Origin of the sequence: Clostridium phoceensis (assembly GCF_001244495.1) — a bacterium.
In the GTDB taxonomy this organism is placed as follows: domain Bacteria; phylum Bacillota; class Clostridia; order Oscillospirales; family Oscillospiraceae; genus Lawsonibacter; species Lawsonibacter asaccharolyticus.
The window spans coordinates 3,151,251-3,169,767 of the sequence record NZ_LN866274.1; the positions used below are offsets into that span (position 1 = coordinate 3,151,251).

Sequence of the window (18,517 nt, forward strand, 5' to 3'; positions counted from 1 at the left end):
CCGCCATATTGGCGGGGGGCCTCAGGCGCTCTCAGCTCTTCCGGTTGATAGACCTTGCCTGCAGGTTGAAGATATCCCTGCACAGCTGGTCCTCCTGCCCCGGACGCAGGTCATAAAAGCTGCACCCATAAGAATACCAGCCCTTTCCGGCATCTATCCGCTCCACCCTCCGCACCAGGCAAAGCAGGGTATAGAGCTCCCCCTCCTGCCTCAACCGAAATCCAGACAGCTCCAGCACTTCCCCCTCTATATACCGGCCCTGACTGTAAAATTTCACCCCGCTGATGCTTATATCGACCAAATTGCAGGGCTGCTTTCTCCCCTCCCGGTCAGTCAAAATGCCGCGGCCTCTCACCATCTGTCGGAAGTTCTCTCGCCTCTCCGGCCCAGATACAACGTTCTCCAGTTCGATCCACCAGTGGTCCGCTGCGTTCCGCTCCACCTGTCCATAGGCGATCATCACCTTGCCCTGCTCCTGTCCCATATAGATGTGTACCTTTACCGGTTCATGGTATAAAACACCCCCGGGAGTTCCCTCCCCTTTACGCAGCTCTGCACAGAGCCGGCCGCCTGCCCTGTCGTATTCCTGTATCCTCCCCACAAAGAGAAGATGATTTTCCCGGGTCAGCACCTCGCATATCGCGCCCAAAGCACTGGAGAGGTCCTCTTCATATTTGGGGCTCATAGCCTCTCACCTTCCATTTTCCTATTTCCAACTCAGAATATCTTCTTTTTTCTGCGACTCCAAAACCTGACGCATCTCTTCCCACTCCAGAGGCTTGTAGAAATAAAATCCCTGGATAAAGTCGCACTCTGTCTGGCGGACGATATCCAGCTCCTCTTTTGTCTCTACGCCCTCTACACAGACTTCCTTTCCGAACTGATGGCAGGCGTAGACCACGCTCATGATAAACCTCATCTTTTCCTTGGAGGTAGTGATCTCCCGCATCAGAGTCCGGTCCAGCTTGATCAGGTCAGCCGGATACTGCAGAAGAAGCTGCAGCCCGGAGTAGGCACTTCCAAAATCGTCCAGAGCAAACCGTATCCCGATCTGCTTGCACTGCCGGATAAAGCGCTGAAGATGCTCTGGCATCTCGTCAAAATGGGTCTCTGTCAGCTCGATCAGCAGATTTTCCGCCGGTATCTGGAAGCGCTCCATGGTATCTTCTAAAAAAGGGAAAAACTTTTGATCCATGATCTGGAGATAGCTGACATTGACCGAGAGCCGGAAATCCGGCTGATACTTCAGGATCTCCTTCCCTTTCCGCATGGTCTCCTCCAGAATCCATTTCCCTACCGGAGCGATCATTCCCGTCTGCTCCAGTATCGGGACAAATTTGGAAGGTGATATCTCTTTCCCCTCGTTCTTCCAGCGCAGCAGCACCTCACCGCCGAACATCCGTCCGTTTTTTGTCTCTACCTGGGGCTGGATCACAATGCGGAAGCCTTGGAACCCATGTTCAATGCATGCATTCAGAGCCATGCTCATGTCGGTATGCTCCTGATAGGTCTTTGTCATATGGGACGAAAATTCAAGATAATCCAAATCTGGGAACGCTTTTGCTGTATGGGCTGCCGTGATCACATTGTCGACCAGCTCCTGGGCCTCTCTCTGTCCCGCTGCGCTGTGGAGCACCCCAATGGCACAGGGGGAAACAACATGGATCTTATATTTTCTGAATATGTCTTTTATGATCTTCTGGATCGATGCCACCGCCCCTTCCGGCTCCAGCACCGTTTGAGAGACTGCCAAAAAACGCGCTCCGTCTATCCGATAAAAATAGAACTGCACGCCCAGATTCCGCTCCAGCTGCCAGCCGATCTCTTTCATCACCGCGTCTCCAATATCCCGGCCGAAGACGTGGTTAACATCGGAAAATTTTCGGAGCACGATGCACATCAGCATTGTCTCGATCCCAAGCCTGTTGAACTCCGAGATCCGCTTCAGGGCAAGGGAAAGGTTGAGCAGTCCGGTGATCGGATCCACCTCCGACTCATTTTTCAGGCTGACCATGCTCCCGGAGAAAAACAGCGGCTCTGTCTTATCCTCATTCCACTTCATGATCCCCCGGCAGTGCAGCCAGGTCAGCTCTCCATTTTTGTCATAGATTCGATAGCGGACGCTGTGACTCTCCCGCTTTTCCCTGAGCATGGCCCTCGTATCCTCGACATGCATCTGCTGGTCCGGCCCATAGATGCGCTGCTCCAGCAGCGACACAAAATTGGGAACAATATTCCCCGGGAAGCAGAAGTCCTCCTTTAAATTGTCGGAAATATAATATAGATTTTTCCTCATATCTCCGAAATAGATATAGAAGGAAGAGCCTGTCATGGTCAGCGATTTCAAAAAGGAGGTCACATCAAAATAGCAGTCCCTCACAAAGGCATGGAGCGCATCCTGACTCTGCACAAGCTCCCTGTCATCATGCTCCACCCGGTGCTCTTCCGGTCCATCTGTCAGGCCGCACAGGCGGTAATATGTCCGTTTATTCTCGTACATATTTTCGTCCGCCTCATTCATCAGGTCATTGAAGCTTTTTCCGCCGGCCTGACACCAAGCGCTTCCGATGGACAGCCAGCAGCGGCTGGATACCGCCGCCGCTTTCAGCTGCTCCACACTCTCCTGAAACTTCTCCCTGCCTACCCCTTCCCGCACCACCAGAAACTCGTCCCCGCCCATGCGGAAGATCTGGTCCTCAGGAAACATCCCTCCTAAGACCTGATAGGCTTGTATGATCGTTCGGTCCCCGCTGGCATGCCCAAACCGGTCATTGACCCGCTTCAGGCCGATCAGATCACAGTAGATCAGCCCCATGTCCCGCTCCAGATGTGCTCTGGCTAAGTAGGAATTGAGCGCGTACCGATTCATCGCGCCAGTCATCTGATCACGAAAGCTGATCTGCTCCAGATTCCGGATCAGGTCCCTCTGCTGTATGAGAGAGACAATAAAATGAGACAGGATCTTGCACATCTCCGCCACTGCGCTCATCGGTTTCTCTGGTGGGTCGTCTATGCGCACAAAGCCGACTACCTCCGCTTTGGCCAGAAGCGGGATCAGGATCATACGCCGGACCTGCTCCGGAGACAGCACCTTAGACAGCGCCGGCATATCCCGGCACAGCTTTTCCATATCTGTCAGCAGCAGCGGCTCGTTATGAAAAAATGTTTCATACCACTTTGTCACGGGTTCCGCCACACTCAGCTCTAGCAGTTTTTTCTCCGGTGCCTTCCCCGCCCTGCTCCAGCTATAGGTGTTGAGCAGCCATTTTCGCTCCCTGCTCTCGTAGATCATCACTGCATTGCAGGAAATATGGGTCCCGAGATAATGGAGCATGAAGCTTAATGCCTCATCCATGTCTGTGACGGCACGCACCTTCAGAAAGCACTCATTGATCAGCTCTTCATAATGACGCACCGCGGCAAGATCCAGCTTCTGCGCTTCCTGCTTTTCCTTCTCCACATCCATGGCAAATTCCATGCGGTACTGTCTGCCCTCGTACTCAACGATGGTGTCCTTGATCCGATAGGGGGCTTTGAGCAGAGGATTTCGATAGGTCCATTCAATGAATTTGCCTTCCTTCAGCTGTGAATTTGTACAGAATGGACATGGCTCTCTCCTTCCCTGCAAAACCTCATAACACTTTTTCCCTGCGTAGTTGTCCTCATCCTCGATTCTAAATACGGAGCGGCCGTACCGGTTCAGGTACACCAGCTCATAGGTCTCTACATCCGCCACATAGAGGATCTCTTCCAGGTCCTCAAAGTGCTCCCAAACTGGTATCATGTCTCTTCACCCTCATACTCGACTTTCCACTGCAGCAAAAAACCGGGACGGCTGACCCCCCTGTTCTCTGTCAGCCGTCCCGGTCCTGTCAGGTCCCGCGCTCCTCCGCCAGGCCCGCCTCCAGCTGGCTGGGCTCCGGACGTGTGATTTCGTTCCACACCCGGTTTACTTCCTCCATACAGCTGAAATAAAGGCTGGTCAGCAGGTTGGTCGGGATACCCAGCCCCTCCGCGAGTTCGTCAATTCTTGCCCAGTTGGCTCGCTCGTAGGACAGTGCCAGATCATAGAGCATACCGCACCGCCCTGTGTGATGCAAAAGCCCCTCCTTCGCCTCTGCGCACAGGGGGATCTGCTCCAGGATCTCTTCCAGCGGTGCGTCGATCAGATAGTTCAGAGTAGAAAACATTCCCATCAGATATGCCTCCGGCTTGGAGATGGGCATGTCTTTCGCATAGTTCATCAGGTTGCTGCAGAAGCTTGCTCTCATAAAGGACAAGTGCAGGAATTCCTCTGCTCCCTCTTCCATCTGGTTTTCTGCATTGCTTGCGCTCAGCAGATAGACCCACTGCTTCAGTTCGCTCAGTCCCATGGTCATGATGGCCTGACGCACAGTAGCCACCTTGTGTCTCAGGGCAAAATAGCAGGAATTTGCCATCTTCAGCAGGCCATAGGTCAAAGTAGCATCCACCGAAATGATCTGCTCGATCTCCTCCACATCAGGCTCATCCCTGGTCACCGCCACCATCAGGCGGAAGAAATTGCTTTGCAGGTAGCCGCTGCTGTGTGTCTTTGTCCGGAGCTTCTCCGCCACATAAGTGCCCTCCAGCGCATCCACCTTCAGTTTCAGCGCCTTCTGGTAGAGCTCCTCCCGGTCTATTCCCACCGCAATGCACTTTTTCTTCATGCTGCGGGCAATTTCAATGATATTTTTCAGTGTGAGCTCTGGTGTGCTCTGAAAATTCAGCTTGATGTAGTCGATGCCATCCAGAATCCCCAGATACCGCGGCGCAAATTGAAACTCATTGACCGCGATCTGGTACCCTTCCTTCGCGTACTGCTGTACCATCCGCATAGCCAGAGGATGAATGATCACACTGTCATCGATTTGAATGACCAGTTCCGACTTGTCAAACAGCCTGGGTGTCTTTTTCATCAGCAGAGTAGTGGTAAAGGTCATAAAATTCAGGGACCCCCGAAGCAGCTTGTCTGTGTTCAGCGTCAGAAAATTGTAGATGGTGTCTGCTGCGGCGAAATCGCTGGCGCCAGGACCATCTCCCCCGCTGAATGCCTGATTCTCACCATAGTACTGGATCTCATAGCCGATGATCCGGTTTTCTGCATCCTTGATCGGCTGGCGGACGATATATTTGCTGTTCATAGACTTCCCTCCTGCTTCCGTCACTCTCCACGGGCGATCAGCTGATCGATGATCCCGATCAGATGCCCAATTTCAGGCTTGCTCAGCTGTTCATCCGCGCCCACCTCTTTTCCCTTCCGGCGCATCTCCTCCGTGATCAGGGAGGAGAAGATCACCACCGGGATACGGCTGAACTCCGGATCGCATTTGATCAGCTTTGTCAGGCGGTGTCCATCCATCTGCGGCATCTCCAAGTCCGTGATGATCAGCGCCACATGTTCTCGCAGATCCGGCGCTCCCTTCCACTGCTGGAGGGCGTCCCATAGTTCACCGCCGTTTGGATACATATTTAGGTTTACATATCCGGCCTTCACCAAAGCGCTGCGGATCATCTGTGTGAGCAGGATAGAGTCCTCAGCCACCCAGATAGGAGTCTCGTTCCGGCTTCTCGGCCCCAGCCGGTCCACCTCAGAGAGCTGGATCCCTGTCTCAGGCGCGATCTCCGCCACGATCTTTTCAAAGTCCAAAATAGTGACCAGTTCCTCACCGCACTGCGCGATACCGGTGGCCACACCCTCTGGTCCCCCAGAGACAGTCTTATCCGGCTTCTGTATATCCTGCCAGGAGATCCTGCTGATCCCAACCACTGTATGAACACGAAACGCGATATGCATCTGATTGAAATTGGTGATGATGAACAGGTCCTTGTTCCCCTTTTCTTCCTCCCGTCCACTCAGATATTTGGGCAAGTCCACCACTGTGATCACTATGTCTCTGGGCTTGAAGATGCCCTCCACTGCGGGATGAGAATGGGGCATGGGATGTACAGGTGCGGACATCAGGATCTCCCGCACCTTTGCCACATTGATCCCATAGAGATTCCCGTCAATGGTAAACTCCATAATTTCGATCTCATTTGTCCCTGTTTCCAGTAATATCTCGTGGTTGCCTCGCTCTGCCATGCTGATCCCCCATTTCTGATCTCATTTAAAATTTTAGCTAGAAAATCAGTTCCGGTCTTCCATAGCTGCGGATGCATGCCTCTCCGGATTCTGCGTCGAACAGCAGCGTCCTTGCCACTGTACCGCCCACATCCTCCCGCAGGAGCTTGATGCCTTCCCTTTTCAACGTCATATGCACGCTTTCAATATTCCGCTGCCCGATATTTCCCAGGCTTCCGCCGCCCGCCACCTCAAACATACGGGCGCCTCCCGCAATTTTGGCCACCATGCGGCTGCGCCTTGCCCCTCTCGCCTCCATCTGCCGCAGGGTCTCCCGAATTCCCGTGTCCGCATACTTCATCGGTGATCTCCGCCCGGTCTCCATGTTCAGCGGCAGCATCACATGGACCAGCGCCGCCAGTCTCAGGCCGGGGTCATAGAGACAGATCCCGATGCACGACCCAAGGGCATATGTCACCAGCATCCCTTCATACTGGGCCATTTTCATATCCGCGATCCCCACCACCAACTTATCACTCATCCAAAACACCCAGCTTCTTCAACAAAAAATTTAGAGAGCGGATATCCGGTGAGAGCAGCAGGCGGCAGGGTACGATCCTGCGATTGCAGATAAAATTTGCGCCGATCGTCATAATGTAATCTGACTGACCGCCAAATTCCGCCATGGGAACGGTCAAAATCGCCCCCTGCATGTCCACCGCGAAGGCGGGCACCGTTACCTGGATGGTGAGGTCCGCTAAACCGGACAGAGCGTTGATGAACGTGGAGATCATGATGTTGCCTACTTCCACCAAGGCGGAACGGTCCAGCTCTGTGAGCTGACTGTAATCTTCGATCTCCCTGCCTACCATATGCCCCAACACCAGATTGACAAACTCTATCTGCTGCACCGAGAGCATGATCCCATTCACTTCGCCTCCCATGCGCACTACAACGCCGGCCGTAATTACCTCAGGGCCGCCGATCCAGTCAATGGCCTCGTTGTAGCCCATGATTCGGACCTCCGGCACGTCGATACGCACCTCGCACCCCAGCATGCTGGACAGTGCGGTAGCTGCGTTTCCCGTGCCGATGCTCCCGATCTCCCGGATGGTGTCCAGTTCCAAAACATTCAGCTCATCAAAATTTTTCAAGACAATTCCCCCGTCTTATCCATTCGCCAGGTTGTTCACAGTCGTCTCCACCTCATCCGCCGTGATTATCATTTTCAGCGCATAGCTGTAGGAGCGCTGTGCCTCGATCACCTTTCCGATCTCAGTGGCCAGATCCGTGTTGGATGTCTCTAAAAATCCCTGCCGGACTGCTGAACTGCCCATCCAAACATTTCCGCTTTTTTCCGTTGCCAGGAAGCGCCCTCCGTCCAAGTGCTGCAGTCCATCCTGGTATTGCACGATAAACACGCCCACAGGCTGCTCTTCCTCAAAATCTTCCATCTGGATCGGGTAGCCGCTGGAGTTCAGGACCTGGCGCCCCGCACCGTCCGTCAGATAGTAGACTTCGTGCCATTCTCCCTCCTCATCCTGCTCCTGAAAGCCTGCAGCCGCAAAGGAGCCGTCCCGGGTGAACGATATCTCGTTTTTGGATGGGTCGAAGAGGGCAAAAAAGCCGTCTCCCGCAATGGCGTAGTCCTGTTTCCTTCCAGTCTCCTCAACAGGTGCCTGACTGAAGTCTGTCGCGGTGGATACCATGCGCGTCCCGCTCCCCTTCGGAAGCTGATCCCCTCCAATCCCATTGACCATGCCGTACATCAGCGCCTGAAAGGCTGGCTTTTCTGCCTTGAACCCGCAGGTATTGACATTGGCGATATTGTTTGCCTGCACGTTCATCTTCTGCATCTGCTGCTGTGCGCCCACCGCAGCGCTGTAAAATGCCTGAATCATAAGCTCTCCCCCTCTCCGTTTACATCCGCGCCAGCTCATTGGCCGCCTTCGTCAGCAGGCCGTCGTAGAGTTTGAGTACTTGGGCCGCGCTCTGTAGCGCCCGCTCCGCAGTCATCATGGTACTCATCTCCCGGATCATATCCACGTTGGAGCTCTCGACCCACCGCCACTGAATGGACGGCTGTACTGGCTCAGCTGCCTGACCGCCGGCCCCGAACAGCCCGCTCTCATTCTTAGTCAGCTGTCCATTATCCGCAAAGGCGAATACGCCGATCTGTCCCAGGTATGCATCTCCATCTTCGGTATAGATCCGGCCGAACTCATCGGCCCGGATATCATCCGTTGTCAGTTGGAGAGGCTGTCCGTCCGGTCCCAGCACCCTGCCATGGGCCGGAAGGGAGAGATAGCCCTCCTGATCCAGCGCAAAGCTCCCTCCCCGGGTATATTCTGTGCCGTTCTCCGTCTGAATGGCAAAAAACCCCTCTCCCTGGATCGCAAAATCCAGATTGAGCCCCGTCTCCTCCGGAGTCCCCTGGGCAAAGTTTATGTAAAGCTGACTGGGTGCCAGGATATAGCTCTCTTCTCCAATTTCCTGTGCACCGCTTTTGTTCTTGTTGCCTATGCGGCTGATCAGCACTTCCTGAAAGGTGCTGTCCGTGTACTGTTCCACCTTATAGCCTGGGGTGGTCAAATTTGTCATGTTATTGGAGACCACATCCAGCCTCCGGCTTTGGGAGAGCATGCCGGAGGTCAAATTGTAAAAGCCTTTTGTCATGTTACCGCTCCGCCTTTCCACTTACTGCGCTTCCATGTATTGCTTCATGTACTGCCTCAGATGCTCGATTGCCCGGCTGTGGATCTGTGATATCCTGGGGGCGCTCACATTCAGCACCTGTGCAATTTCCTTCATGCTCAGCTCCTTCTCATAATACAGGGAAAGGACCAGCTGCTCCTTCTCCCGCAGGGATGAGATCCCCTGCTTGAGCGTCTCATGCAGCTCCTGCTCCTCGCACAGCTCTTCGGGCGGGTTCCCGCTTTCCCCCGAGATCCTCTGCCGTGCTCCCCTGCCCTGGGTATCCAGCAGCGCCTCAAAGGAAAGCAGGCCGGACACCGCTGTCTCAGAGAGCATAGCTCCATATTCCTCTCTTGTCACGCCCAGATGGTCCGCCATTTCCGCGCTGCTGGGCGTGCGCCCCATCTGCATGGACAGCTCCTCTCTGGCCCGGTTCAGACGGATAGACTTCTGCCGCACTTGACGCGGCAGCCAGTCCTGGTGTCTGGCCAGGTCCACGATCATGCCCCGCAGGCGCTTGGAGACATAGGTCTCGAATTTCACGTCCTTTGAGGGGTCGAACTTGTCCACCGCGCTGAGCAGCACCAGGATCCCCTCTTCCACAATATCATCCAGCTGGGCAAAGCTGCTGTAGATCCCCCACACCTGGGCGGCAATGGCCCGCACCATGCCTGTCATGCGGAGTACCAGCTTCCATTTCAGTTCCTCATCTCCGCTTTCCCTGTACAGAAACAGCAGCTCTTGGTTGCTCATCTGCTCCACTGCTTCCTCTGAAAGCAATTCAGTCTGCTGGGCGGCAGTCTCAACTTTTTCTCTGCACTTTTCCATCCGTGTCGCCCCTTACCTATGAAGGCTGATTCTGCTGCTGAAGTGTAATGTTGCCGATCGCCTGGATCTGCACGCTGCTGGTTATCTCGTGGAAGGAGAGCACATAGACATCAGGATAAAACTGGGCGATCATTCGGCTGAGGTAGACCCGGATAATCTGGCTGGTCAGGACGATGGGTGTCTGGGACAGGTCGTTGAACTTCTTTCTCAACTCTCCCAGCTGCGCAATGATCTGCTGCATGATATCCGGGCTCAGGGCCAGATACACCCCGTGATCGTTTTTCGTCAGGGCAGCCAGCACTTTCTTTTCCACCTCAGCGTCCAACGTCACCACCCTCAGCTGTCCATTTTCACAGAAGCGCCGGGTAATCGTCCGGCTCAGCGCACTGCGCACCTGTTCCGTGATCATATCAATGTCACGGGTCGCGCCGCTGGCCTCCACCACTGCCTCCAGGATAGTTGCGAGATCTTTGATCGGGATGCCCTCCCGGAGCAGGCTTTTCAGGATCTTCTCCAGATTTGCATAAGAAACCACATTAGGAATGGCGTCCGCCACCAGCTCTGGCTCTGTCTGTTTCAAGTGCTCGACCAGCTGTATGGTCTCCGAACGATTCAACAGCTCGTAAGTATGCTTTTTGATGGTCTCAGACAGGTGGGTCAGCATCACCGTCAGCGGTGTGATCACAGTATAGCCGTAGATTTCCGCCATCTCCTTGTTTTCTGGCAGAATCCAGCGTGAGGGAATACCGTAGGCAGGCTCCACTGTCTCGATCCCGTCGATCTCTCCTGTGGGATTGGAGGGCTCCAGGGCCAGATAGTAGTCCACCAGGATCTCTCCCCGTGCCACTTCCTCTCCCCGGATCTTGATGATGTATTGGTTGGTTCCCAGGGATGCGCCGTCATGGAGCCGGATGGACGGGATCACAAATCCCATGTCCTGAGCATACTGCCGCCGGAAAATGACGATCCGGCTGATCAGCTTTCCGCCGCTGGCTTCGTCCACCAGAGGGATCAGGCTGTATCCGAATTCCATCTCAATGGGCTCCACAGTCAACAGGGAGTAGACATTGTTGATGTCCTTGTAGTAGTCCGCCTCGCTGGCCGCCTGGAGCTCTGGCACCGCCTCACCGGCCCTTGCGCTCTCCGCTTCCTCCATCTGTCTGGCAAGGGCCATTTTGTGATCGCTCCAGTATCCGCCTACGGAAAGGACGGCTCCCACCAACAGAAGGGGCAGGGTCGGAGTCCCTGGGAAAAGCCCCAGCATCAGAAGGATCATGCCGGTCGCCATAATAGCTCTGGGCTGGGCCTTGAACTGGCTGATCACATCGGTGTTCAGGCTCCCGTCCGATACGGAGCGAGTCACGATCATTCCAGTGGCAGTGGAGATCATCAGAGCCGGAAGCTGAGACACCAGGCCGTCGCCAATGGTAGCGATGGAATATACACTTAGGACCGTGCTCAGGTCTCCCCCGCCCTGTACGATTCCAATGATCAGCCCGGCTACGAAGTTGATAACCGTGATGATCAGGGACATTACGGCGTCCCCCTTGACGATCTTGGTGGCGCCATCCATGGCGCCATAAAAGTCCGCCTCCCGCTGGATCTTCTGCCTGCGCAGACGGGCCTCTTTCTCATTGATCAGGCCAGAGCTCAGATCCGCGTCAATAGCCATCTGTTTTCCCGGCATAGCGTCCAGGGTGAACCGGGCAGCTACCTCGGAGACCCGTTCCGCCCCCTTGGTGATGACAATGAACTGGACCAGTACAATGATCAAAAAGATCAGTATCCCGATGACGATATTTCCCTGGGTGATCAGATCCCCGAACGCCTTAATGACCACACCGGCGTTTCCCCCGTTCTTGAGGATCAGACGGGTGGAGGACACATTTAATCCCAGCCGGAATAGAGTCGTAATGAGCAGCAGGGAGGGAAAAATGGAAAATTCCAGCGGCTCGGAAATATTCATGGTGATCATCAGGATCATGATGGACAGCGAGATATTAAGGATCAGCAGCACATCCAGCACACTGGGATGCAGCGGGATCACCAGGAACAGAACGATGACCACCACGATCAGGGATATTGCATTGTTGAGTATTCGTCTCATATCTCTTCCTGGAGCCTACTTTCTCATGGAATCTTCTGATCCATCCGATACAGATAAACCAATACCTCCGCCACTGCGTTATACAGCTCAGGCGGGATCACTTGGTTGAGGTCTGTGGAGGCATACAGCGCCCGGGCCAGCGGCACGTTCTCCACCACGGCCACCTTGTGCTCCTCTGCGGTACGCACGATCCTGGCCGCCAGTTCGTCCTGCCCCTTCGCCAGCACGATGGGCGCCGGGTCCCGATCCGGCTGGTAGCGCAGAGCCACCGCGAAATGGGTGGGGTTCCGGATCACCACGTCCGCCTTTGGCACCTGCTGCATCATTCTGGACTGAGCCATTTTCCGCTGGGTCTCCTTGATCTTTCCCTTGATTTTCGGATCTCCCTCTGTCTGCTTGAACTCCTCCTTGATCTCCTGTTTGGACATCCGGATCTGCCGCTCATAGTCCCACCACTGATAAAAGATATCTGCCGCAGCCAGCACCGCGAAGGCCGCCCCGATCTGCATGGACAGCAGGAAGCTCTCCTCAAACAGATGGGCACAGGCCGCCAAAAGATCGGTGTAAAGATATTTGGTAAACAGGTCCAGCACGTTGGTGATATACCGGAAAATCAGTATCAGAAGAACTGCGATCTTCAGCAGTCCTTTCAGCGCCTCCACAACACTGCGCAGGGAAAACAGCCGTTTCACTCCCTGCAGAGGGCTGATCCGGCTCAGCTTCGGCCTCAGGGACTCCCCTGAAACCAGCAGCTTTGTCTGAAAAAAAGTGGCCACCACCCCTGCTGCTGCAGCCGCAGCCATCAGTGGGACCGCAGCCTTGACAAACGTTCCCAGAAGATGAATGAACAGCCCGCTTCCCTCCGCCGGGACTTCCATGGATGGCTGCGTAATGAGATCCATACAGTACCGCAGGAACTCATATATTTGTGCCGCGATCCAGTTGGCGCTCAGCCTGAGGACAAGGAAGCTGACCAGCAATACGACCACTGAGACTGCGTCATTACTGAAAAATATATTTCCTTTTTTCCGCTCATCACGCCGCTTTTTTGGTGTGGCTTTTTCCGTTTTCTGTCCGTCTGCCAAGCCCCATCACCTCTTCTCTCTTCCAGAGCCCTTCCCACTAACCGGAGCCTGCCATCACGGCCAGCCCCCGTCTCAGGCCAGAAAGCATGTCCGCCTCTGCCCCCAGCAGGAATTCACTAAGGGGAGTCAGGAACAGGAAGAGCAGGATCAGTCCGATGATGACCTTGAGTTCCATGTTGATGACAAAGGCGTTGATCTGTGGGATAGCCTTCATCAAAATTCCCATTCCCAGCTCTCCCAGCAGTTCGGCAGCCAAGATCGGCAGGGCCATCTTTACCGCCAGAAGCATGGAAGAGAAAAACACCTCTGCCACGTAGGAGGCCGCTGCTTCCCCGAGGACAGCGGTGCCAAAGGGCAGGATCTCAGCCGAGCCCAGCAGAATGCGCATCAGGGTGTAGTGGCCGTTCTCTGCAAAGAAGTTCAGAAAAAAGAGGATATTCAGCAGGGATGCCGTCACAGACATGTTGGCCTGACTGCTTGCATCGTAGATCTGCGCCATTGTCAGTCCCATCTGAGCGTCTATAATCTCTCCTCCTGCCTGGACGATAGCTGCGCACAGCTGCATCAGAAAGCCCAGCACGAATCCCACCACAAGTTCCACGCCTAGCCGGACCACCAGTTCCACCACTGTTCCTGGCGGTGCTGGCATCGGCTGTCCAAGCCCGTAGACAAACACGGACAAAACCAGAATCAGGCCCGTCTTTGCGTACCCGGGGATATTGCTGCGGCCTAGGATCGGGCTGAACAGGACAAAACCGCTGATCCTGGCCAACACCATTTCAAATCCAAAGAGCTCTGACCATCCAACCATACTGTCTGTTCCTCACATCAGGGTAAACAGGTAGCGTGTAAAATCCTTCAGAGTCTCCAGCATCCAGCCGCCCGCCGCCAGAAGGATAAGGACGACCACGATCATTTTCAGGATAAAGGAGAGGGACTGCTCATGGATCTGGGTCACAGCCTGAAAAATAGCCACCAGGATCCCCACCAGCATACTCAGCAGCAGCAGCGGTGCCCCCAGCTTCAGCGCTACTCCCACGCCCTCCCGCAGGATATCGACTACGTCCATAACTCCTCCTTACTCATTGGAAGCTCCGCACCAGTGTAGAAAACAGCAGCTGCCAGCCATCCAGCGAAATAAACAGCAGCAATTTAAATGGCATGGAGATCATGGAGGGCGGCAGCATAATCATTCCCATAGACATCAAGGTGGACGCCACCACCACATCGATCAGAACAAAGGGAATATACAGGTAAAATCCGATCAGAAATGCGTGCTTGAGTTCGCTGGTCATAAAGGATGGGACAATGATCCGCAGAGGCAGCCCCTCCGCCTGTGCCCGTGTGGCCGGCATATCCGCTCCGGCGAGCTCACAGAACAGCTCCAGAGAGCTGTCCTCCGTCTGATCCAGCATGAATTCCTTCAGAGGCACCTTAGCTTTTTCATAAAACTCCTCTTGAGTGATCCTCTCTGCTATGTATGGCTCATAAGCGTTTGTCTGGATGTCACTGATCACCGGGGACATGGTAAACAGGGTGAGGAACAGTGCCATTCCCACCAGCACCATGTTGGGCGGATTCTGCTGCAGCCCAATGGCAGAACGCAGAAAGGAGAGGGAGATGATATACCGGGTAAAGGAGGTCATCATCACCACAATAGAGGGGAGGAGTGTGATCAGGGTAGTCAGAAGTAGGATCTGGAGCGTCTGAAAATTCTCTCCATTTACATTGATCAGCGCGTCCAAGCTCCCACCCCCTTATTTCCTTCTCTGCTGAAGCACACTTTTCAGGGCCTCCTGAAAGCTTATCCGCTGGCAGGCACCCTCCGGTGCTCCTTCCTGCTCCCACTGCCCCATCTCTTCCCGGTTCAGTGTCCTCAGACAGGTGATCCCGCCCGGCGCCGCACCCAGCAGACAGATCTGCTCTCCGGCCTGAACCAGCAGCAGCTTTTGATCCTTCCCCACCTGGATCTCTTCTAAGACGGTTACATGCCGCCCTTTCAGCCGCCCTGCTGCCGCCCGCCCCGCCACAACATATCTGGTAAACCAGTAGGACAGCAGCAGTACAGCACAGATCGCGGCCAGAGCCCAAACCAGCTCCAGTATTTCATCCCGCATTTTGCTTTTCTGATCAGGGTGCGCCCAGAATGGAATTGACCGTTTTCATCAGGCGGTCGTCCTTGAAAGGCTTGACGATAAAGTCCTTGATCCCCGCTTGTACCGCCTCCATCACCATAGCCTCCTGGCCCATGGCGGAGCACATCACCACATTGGCGCTGCTGTCCTTGGCCCGGATCGCCTTCAGCGCCTCCAGCCCATCCATATTCGGCATGGTGATGTCCATGAGGACCAGGTTGGGATGGAGCTCAAAGTATTTTTCCACTGCGTCCTTTCCGTCGACCGCCTCGTGGACATCGGTATAGCCGTTCTTCGTCAGGGTGTCGCGAATGACCTTTCTCATAAAAGCTGCATCGTCTACGACCAAAATTTTTGCCATGTCACATCATCCTTTTCTTCTAAATTTGATTGGTTAGTCTGCCCGTGTCAGCTCACTCAGCTCAGGACGCTTCAATACTTCTGTGATTCTGATTCCAAAGTTGTCGTCAATGACCACCACATCGCCCCGGGCCACGCACAGCCCGTTTACAAACAGATCCACCTGATCCCCCGCCAGTTTGTCTAAAACTACCAGGGACCCCTTGGAAAAGGTAAGGATATCTTCCACCTTTCGGCGCGTCCGTCCAATCTCCACTGACACTTCCAGCGGCACTGACATAATCAATTCCAGATTCTGAGCCTGCTCCTGGCCGATCTTATCCGCCACATCCAGGGGCGGCAGCTGGACCGGCTTCGTGTTGATCACCCGCGGTTCCCCAGCGTATGCCGGAGGAGCCGGCATGTACTGCCCCGCTGCCTCATAAGGCCGCGCCGAACTCTGCTGCGGCTCCGGCTGCCGGGGTGGGGCCGCCTGAGCTGCAGAGGGAGCCATTCCGCTCATCAGCTGCTCAATCTCCTCCTGACTCAGCTTTCCGCTGCCGGAGGAAGCGGGGGGCGGTGCGGAGGGAGCACCTCCGCTCATCAGCCGCTCGATCTCCTCCTGGCTCAGCTTTCCGCTCCCGGAGGAAGCGGGGGGCGGCGCGGAGGGGGCACCCCCGCTCATCAGCCGCTCGATCTCCTCCTGACTCAGCTTGGCTCCGCCGGTGGAAGGCTCCGGCTTTACCTCTTCTTCCGATTTAGCTCCCTTGCCCTCCCCATCACTCAGATCTACGCCAAATCCGGCGATCAGCTCCCTGGCCAGGTCCACAGACATGACATTGACGAATTCACTTTTCAGCACATTCTCAATGCTCAGCATGAACTTGGCCACTACCACCATCCCGCTGTCATACTGGAAGTGTTCCCGCTCAAACTGATCCAGGTCATCCAGAGTGAAGGACTGGGGCGTAGAGATATTGACGGAGCGGCCTAGGAAGTCAGAGAGAGCGGTGGACGCCGCGCCCATCATCTGGTTCATGACCTCGCATACCGCACTGATCGTCAGATCATTAAACTCGAACTCCTCATCTGATATCTCCGTTCCCATCAAGATCTCTACGATCGTCTTGACGTCGTGGCGCTTGAGAAGCATGATGTTGCTCCCCTCGAGGCCGGAGACATATTTGATCTCGATCCCGATCGCAGGCTCTAGTTCTCCCAGGGTAAATTCCTCGATCGGCACCACCGACACAGATGGAGTGGTGATATCCACACGGTGATCCAGCATATTGGAGACCGCTGTAGCGGACGACCCCAAGCTGATATTCATGATCTCACCAATGGCATCGATCTCCATTGGGCTGAATATATTTTGTTTCATGTCCCTACTTGTCCCTTCCTCCCTGATTGTGATAGGTCTCCCCTATCTTTACCGCCATATTGCTGCTCAACGTCCCCATTTTTCCGCTGAACCAAGGCTTTCCCCCAATATACAGGTAAATGGGCTGCGCTGTTGGGTGTCCAAGGTCGATCACATCACCGGGATGGAGATAATAGATATCCTGCAGCCTCAGTTCTGTGCGGCCAAGCTCCGCAGATATCTCCAGCTCGGAGTCCCTGAGAATATCAAGGATCTCCTCTGAATTGTCCTCCCCGGCCCCTCTTCCCGCCTGATTGGCCGCGGCGATCCGGGCAAAGATGGCGGACAGCATGGAACCGGGCAGGCAGAAGTTCATCTGTCCGGAACAGTTGGAAAATTGGATGTTGATACCGATGATGACTACTGTCTCATCCAGGCCGATCAGCTGGACCAGTGTCGGGTTGGTTTCCATGCGCCGGACTCCGAAGGACAGGTCAATGTAGTTTTCCCAGCTTCCCCCCAGCACGGAGATGAGATCCTTCACAATACTCTCATAGAGCTTCAACTCCAGATCCGTAAAATTATATCCAGCCGGAAGCGCAGGATCGACATCGCCTTCTCCACCCATCAGGCGATCCATCATACTCAGCATCAGTGAGGTGGAAAAGTGGAGCAGAACGGGCTGTTCCTCCGCCTGCTGGTTGTGCGCAAACTGCACATCTGCCAGCACCAGCACATCCCCCTCTGTCAGTGCGTTGGAAAACTCGTAATAGCGCTGCTCCTCCACCGACTCCACAGAAATTTCGCAGGTGGTATGTAGCAGTCCATTGATCCTGGAGTTAATTACCCTGGTATAATTTTCAAAGATGCCGCTGATCATTTTCATGCGGTCCTTTGTAAATTTCCTCGGGCTGTAAAAGTCATATTTTCGGTACTTTTTCTCTGTCGTTTTCTCTGCCGACGCTGCCAAATCCATCTCGCCGCTGCGAGCAGCATTCAGCAGGGCGTCGATCTGGCTTTGTGATAGAACTTCCGCCATTGTTTTCCCTCCCAGGCAGAGTATGGATCAGGATGCTGCGTTCTGCTCTTCCGGCTGGTACGCCGGGCTCGGCGTGCCGGTACTCTCCCGCATGCTGTAATACTGCTTGATATCATCGCCTGCCAAAGCATCCAGATCCAGTCCGGTGACGATCAGCTCCACCCGGCGGTTCTTTGCCCGTTCTTCCGGAATGGCATTGCTGGAAATCGGCCGCCACTGGCCATATCCCACACTGACCAGCCTTGCTGGGTCAATGATCTCTTTCTCCTGCAAATATACAGTGACCACTGTGGCCCGATTGGACGCCAGGAATCGATCCACTGTATAGTCATTTTCCTCATTGGCTGTCGCCTGCGCCGTATGGCCCAGCACCCTGATCTCATTGATGGAAGGGCCCACTTCCGCAATGGATCGGGCGACCTGGTCCAAAACTTCCTTGCCCTCGTCCAGAAGGGTATATTCATTGGGACGGAAAAACACGGTGTCATTAAAGGAGATGAACACATAGCCGTTTCCCTTCCCAATGCTCACCTTTTCCATCATATTTTCCTGCTGAAAATATTCTGCCATGGCCTGGTAAAGCTGTTCCATATCCCGGTCCACCTGATCCTGTGTCACGACGCTGCCCTCGGGCGGCTCCTCCATGCTCGTCCCGTTGACCACTGCACTGGGATTGAGTGCCTGGACCAGGGCGATCCATTTGGATTCATCCATTTTGGACATGGAGAACAGCATTACAAAAAAGCAGAGCAGAAGCGTGACCATGTCGCCATAGGTGTCCATCCAGTTCGCTCCGCCGCTTCCGCTTTTTTTCTTTCTCTTCATTCTGGGTCCCGCCTCCTTGAAGC

Annotated in this window: 19 protein-coding genes; all 19 read right to left on the reverse strand. The window is 54.6% G+C overall.

Features of this window, described 5'->3' with window-relative positions; genetic code table 11:
• Nucleotides 1-31: 31 nt before the first annotated feature.
• Nucleotides 32-685 carry a PilZ domain-containing protein gene (locus BN1969_RS16205; RefSeq protein ID WP_050625223.1) on the reverse strand — a complete coding sequence of 218 codons (654 nt, stop codon included), beginning with the start codon at nucleotides 683-685 and terminating at the stop codon, nucleotides 32-34.
• 21 nt (nucleotides 686-706) lie between these two features.
• On the reverse strand, nucleotides 707-3,784 hold the full coding sequence (locus BN1969_RS16210) for an EAL domain-containing protein (RefSeq protein WP_050625224.1): 3,078 nt from the start codon (nucleotides 3,782-3,784) through the stop codon (nucleotides 707-709).
• Nucleotides 3,785-3,872: 88 nt separating this feature from the next.
• Nucleotides 3,873-5,162: an EAL and HDOD domain-containing protein gene (locus tag BN1969_RS16215; protein ID WP_050625225.1), complete on the reverse strand. Its 1,290-nt coding sequence runs from the start codon at nucleotides 5,160-5,162 to the stop codon at nucleotides 3,873-3,875.
• Nucleotides 5,163-5,182: 20 nt separating this feature from the next.
• Nucleotides 5,183-6,103, reverse strand: coding sequence for a chemotaxis protein (locus tag BN1969_RS16220; RefSeq protein ID WP_050625226.1), 921 nt, complete (start codon nucleotides 6,101-6,103; stop codon nucleotides 5,183-5,185).
• Nucleotides 6,104-6,140: 37 nt separating this feature from the next.
• Entirely contained in the window at nucleotides 6,141-6,623 is a 483-nt protein-coding gene (locus BN1969_RS16225; protein WP_050625227.1) for a chemotaxis protein CheD, read from the reverse strand.
• The gene (locus BN1969_RS16230) at nucleotides 6,616-7,236 is read right to left on the reverse strand and encodes a chemotaxis protein CheC (RefSeq protein ID WP_050625228.1); all 621 of its coding nucleotides are present in this window, start codon (nucleotides 7,234-7,236) and stop codon (nucleotides 6,616-6,618) included. The genes BN1969_RS16225 and BN1969_RS16230 overlap by 8 nt, the downstream gene beginning before the upstream one ends.
• A gap of 15 nt (nucleotides 7,237-7,251) precedes the next feature.
• On the reverse strand, nucleotides 7,252-7,983 hold the full coding sequence (locus tag BN1969_RS16235; protein WP_050625229.1) for a flagellar hook-basal body protein: 732 nt from the start codon (nucleotides 7,981-7,983) through the stop codon (nucleotides 7,252-7,254).
• A 19-nt stretch (nucleotides 7,984-8,002) separates the two neighbouring features.
• Nucleotides 8,003-8,758 (reverse strand): flagellar hook-basal body protein, encoded by a 756-nt coding sequence (locus BN1969_RS16240; RefSeq protein WP_050625230.1) that lies wholly within the window; start codon nucleotides 8,756-8,758, stop codon nucleotides 8,003-8,005.
• Nucleotides 8,759-8,779: 21 nt separating this feature from the next.
• Nucleotides 8,780-9,604 carry a FliA/WhiG family RNA polymerase sigma factor gene (locus BN1969_RS16245; RefSeq protein ID WP_050625231.1) on the reverse strand — a complete coding sequence of 275 codons (825 nt, stop codon included), beginning with the start codon at nucleotides 9,602-9,604 and terminating at the stop codon, nucleotides 8,780-8,782.
• Between the two features lie 16 nt (nucleotides 9,605-9,620).
• Nucleotides 9,621-11,711 (reverse strand): flagellar biosynthesis protein FlhA, encoded by a 2,091-nt coding sequence (gene flhA, locus BN1969_RS16250; RefSeq protein WP_050625232.1) that lies wholly within the window; start codon nucleotides 11,709-11,711, stop codon nucleotides 9,621-9,623.
• Nucleotides 11,712-11,734: 23 nt separating this feature from the next.
• Nucleotides 11,735-12,796, reverse strand: coding sequence for a flagellar biosynthesis protein FlhB (flhB, locus tag BN1969_RS16255; protein WP_050625233.1), 1,062 nt, complete (start codon nucleotides 12,794-12,796; stop codon nucleotides 11,735-11,737).
• A gap of 37 nt (nucleotides 12,797-12,833) precedes the next feature.
• Nucleotides 12,834-13,607, reverse strand: a complete 774-nt coding sequence (locus BN1969_RS16260) for a flagellar biosynthetic protein FliR (protein WP_050625234.1) — start codon at nucleotides 13,605-13,607, stop codon at nucleotides 12,834-12,836.
• Between the two features lie 12 nt (nucleotides 13,608-13,619).
• A complete protein-coding gene (locus tag BN1969_RS16265; RefSeq protein WP_050625235.1) occupies nucleotides 13,620-13,865 on the reverse strand; it encodes a flagellar biosynthetic protein FliQ in 246 nt (81 codons plus the stop codon).
• Between the two features lie 13 nt (nucleotides 13,866-13,878).
• Nucleotides 13,879-14,541, reverse strand: a complete 663-nt coding sequence (gene fliP / locus BN1969_RS16270) for a flagellar type III secretion system pore protein FliP (RefSeq protein WP_050625236.1) — start codon at nucleotides 14,539-14,541, stop codon at nucleotides 13,879-13,881.
• Between the two features lie 12 nt (nucleotides 14,542-14,553).
• Nucleotides 14,554-14,913, reverse strand: a complete 360-nt coding sequence (locus tag BN1969_RS16275) for a FliO/MopB family protein (RefSeq protein ID WP_050625237.1) — start codon at nucleotides 14,911-14,913, stop codon at nucleotides 14,554-14,556.
• A gap of 13 nt (nucleotides 14,914-14,926) precedes the next feature.
• Nucleotides 14,927-15,292, reverse strand: a complete 366-nt coding sequence (locus BN1969_RS16280) for a response regulator (RefSeq protein WP_050625238.1) — start codon at nucleotides 15,290-15,292, stop codon at nucleotides 14,927-14,929.
• A 33-nt stretch (nucleotides 15,293-15,325) separates the two neighbouring features.
• Nucleotides 15,326-16,651, reverse strand: a complete 1,326-nt coding sequence (fliN, locus tag BN1969_RS16285; RefSeq protein ID WP_050625239.1) for a flagellar motor switch protein FliN — start codon at nucleotides 16,649-16,651, stop codon at nucleotides 15,326-15,328.
• A gap of 4 nt (nucleotides 16,652-16,655) precedes the next feature.
• On the reverse strand, nucleotides 16,656-17,669 hold the full coding sequence (locus BN1969_RS16290; protein ID WP_050625240.1) for a flagellar motor switch protein FliM: 1,014 nt from the start codon (nucleotides 17,667-17,669) through the stop codon (nucleotides 16,656-16,658).
• Between the two features lie 27 nt (nucleotides 17,670-17,696).
• Entirely contained in the window at nucleotides 17,697-18,494 is a 798-nt protein-coding gene (locus BN1969_RS16295) for an OmpA/MotB family protein (protein WP_050625241.1), read from the reverse strand.
• Between the last annotated feature and the right edge of the window lie 23 nt (nucleotides 18,495-18,517).

Excerpts from the sequence above, each read along its gene's own strand:
- fliN (WP_050625239.1), bottom strand. The coding sequence starts at position 16,651 with ATGAAACAAAATATATTCAGCCCAATGGAGATCGATGCCATTGGTGAG.
- BN1969_RS16290 (WP_050625240.1), bottom strand. The coding sequence starts at position 17,669 with ATGGCGGAAGTTCTATCACAAAGCCAGATCGACGCCCTGCTGAATGCT.
- BN1969_RS16215 (WP_050625225.1), bottom strand. The coding sequence starts at position 5,162 with ATGAACAGCAAATATATCGTCCGCCAGCCGATCAAGGATGCAGAAAAC.
- BN1969_RS16220 (WP_050625226.1), bottom strand. The coding sequence starts at position 6,103 with ATGGCAGAGCGAGGCAACCACGAGATATTACTGGAAACAGGGACAAAT.
- BN1969_RS16265 (WP_050625235.1), bottom strand. The coding sequence starts at position 13,865 with ATGGACGTAGTCGATATCCTGCGGGAGGGCGTGGGAGTAGCGCTGAAG.
- BN1969_RS16295 (WP_050625241.1), bottom strand. The coding sequence starts at position 18,494 with ATGAAGAGAAAGAAAAAAAGCGGAAGCGGCGGAGCGAACTGGATGGAC.
- flhA (WP_050625232.1), bottom strand. The coding sequence starts at position 11,711 with ATGAGACGAATACTCAACAATGCAATATCCCTGATCGTGGTGGTCATC.
- BN1969_RS16210 (WP_050625224.1), bottom strand. The coding sequence starts at position 3,784 with ATGATACCAGTTTGGGAGCACTTTGAGGACCTGGAAGAGATCCTCTAT.
- BN1969_RS16205 (WP_050625223.1), bottom strand. The coding sequence starts at position 685 with ATGAGCCCCAAATATGAAGAGGACCTCTCCAGTGCTTTGGGCGCGATA.
- BN1969_RS16260 (WP_050625234.1), bottom strand. The coding sequence starts at position 13,607 with ATGGTTGGATGGTCAGAGCTCTTTGGATTTGAAATGGTGTTGGCCAGG.
- BN1969_RS16235 (WP_050625229.1), bottom strand. The coding sequence starts at position 7,983 with ATGATTCAGGCATTTTACAGCGCTGCGGTGGGCGCACAGCAGCAGATG.
- BN1969_RS16225 (WP_050625227.1), bottom strand. The coding sequence starts at position 6,623 with ATGAGTGATAAGTTGGTGGTGGGGATCGCGGATATGAAAATGGCCCAG.
- BN1969_RS16275 (WP_050625237.1), bottom strand. The coding sequence starts at position 14,913 with ATGCGGGATGAAATACTGGAGCTGGTTTGGGCTCTGGCCGCGATCTGT.
- BN1969_RS16245 (WP_050625231.1), bottom strand. The coding sequence starts at position 9,604 with ATGGAAAAGTGCAGAGAAAAAGTTGAGACTGCCGCCCAGCAGACTGAA.
- BN1969_RS16240 (WP_050625230.1), bottom strand. The coding sequence starts at position 8,758 with ATGACAAAAGGCTTTTACAATTTGACCTCCGGCATGCTCTCCCAAAGC.
- BN1969_RS16280 (WP_050625238.1), bottom strand. The coding sequence starts at position 15,292 with ATGGCAAAAATTTTGGTCGTAGACGATGCAGCTTTTATGAGAAAGGTC.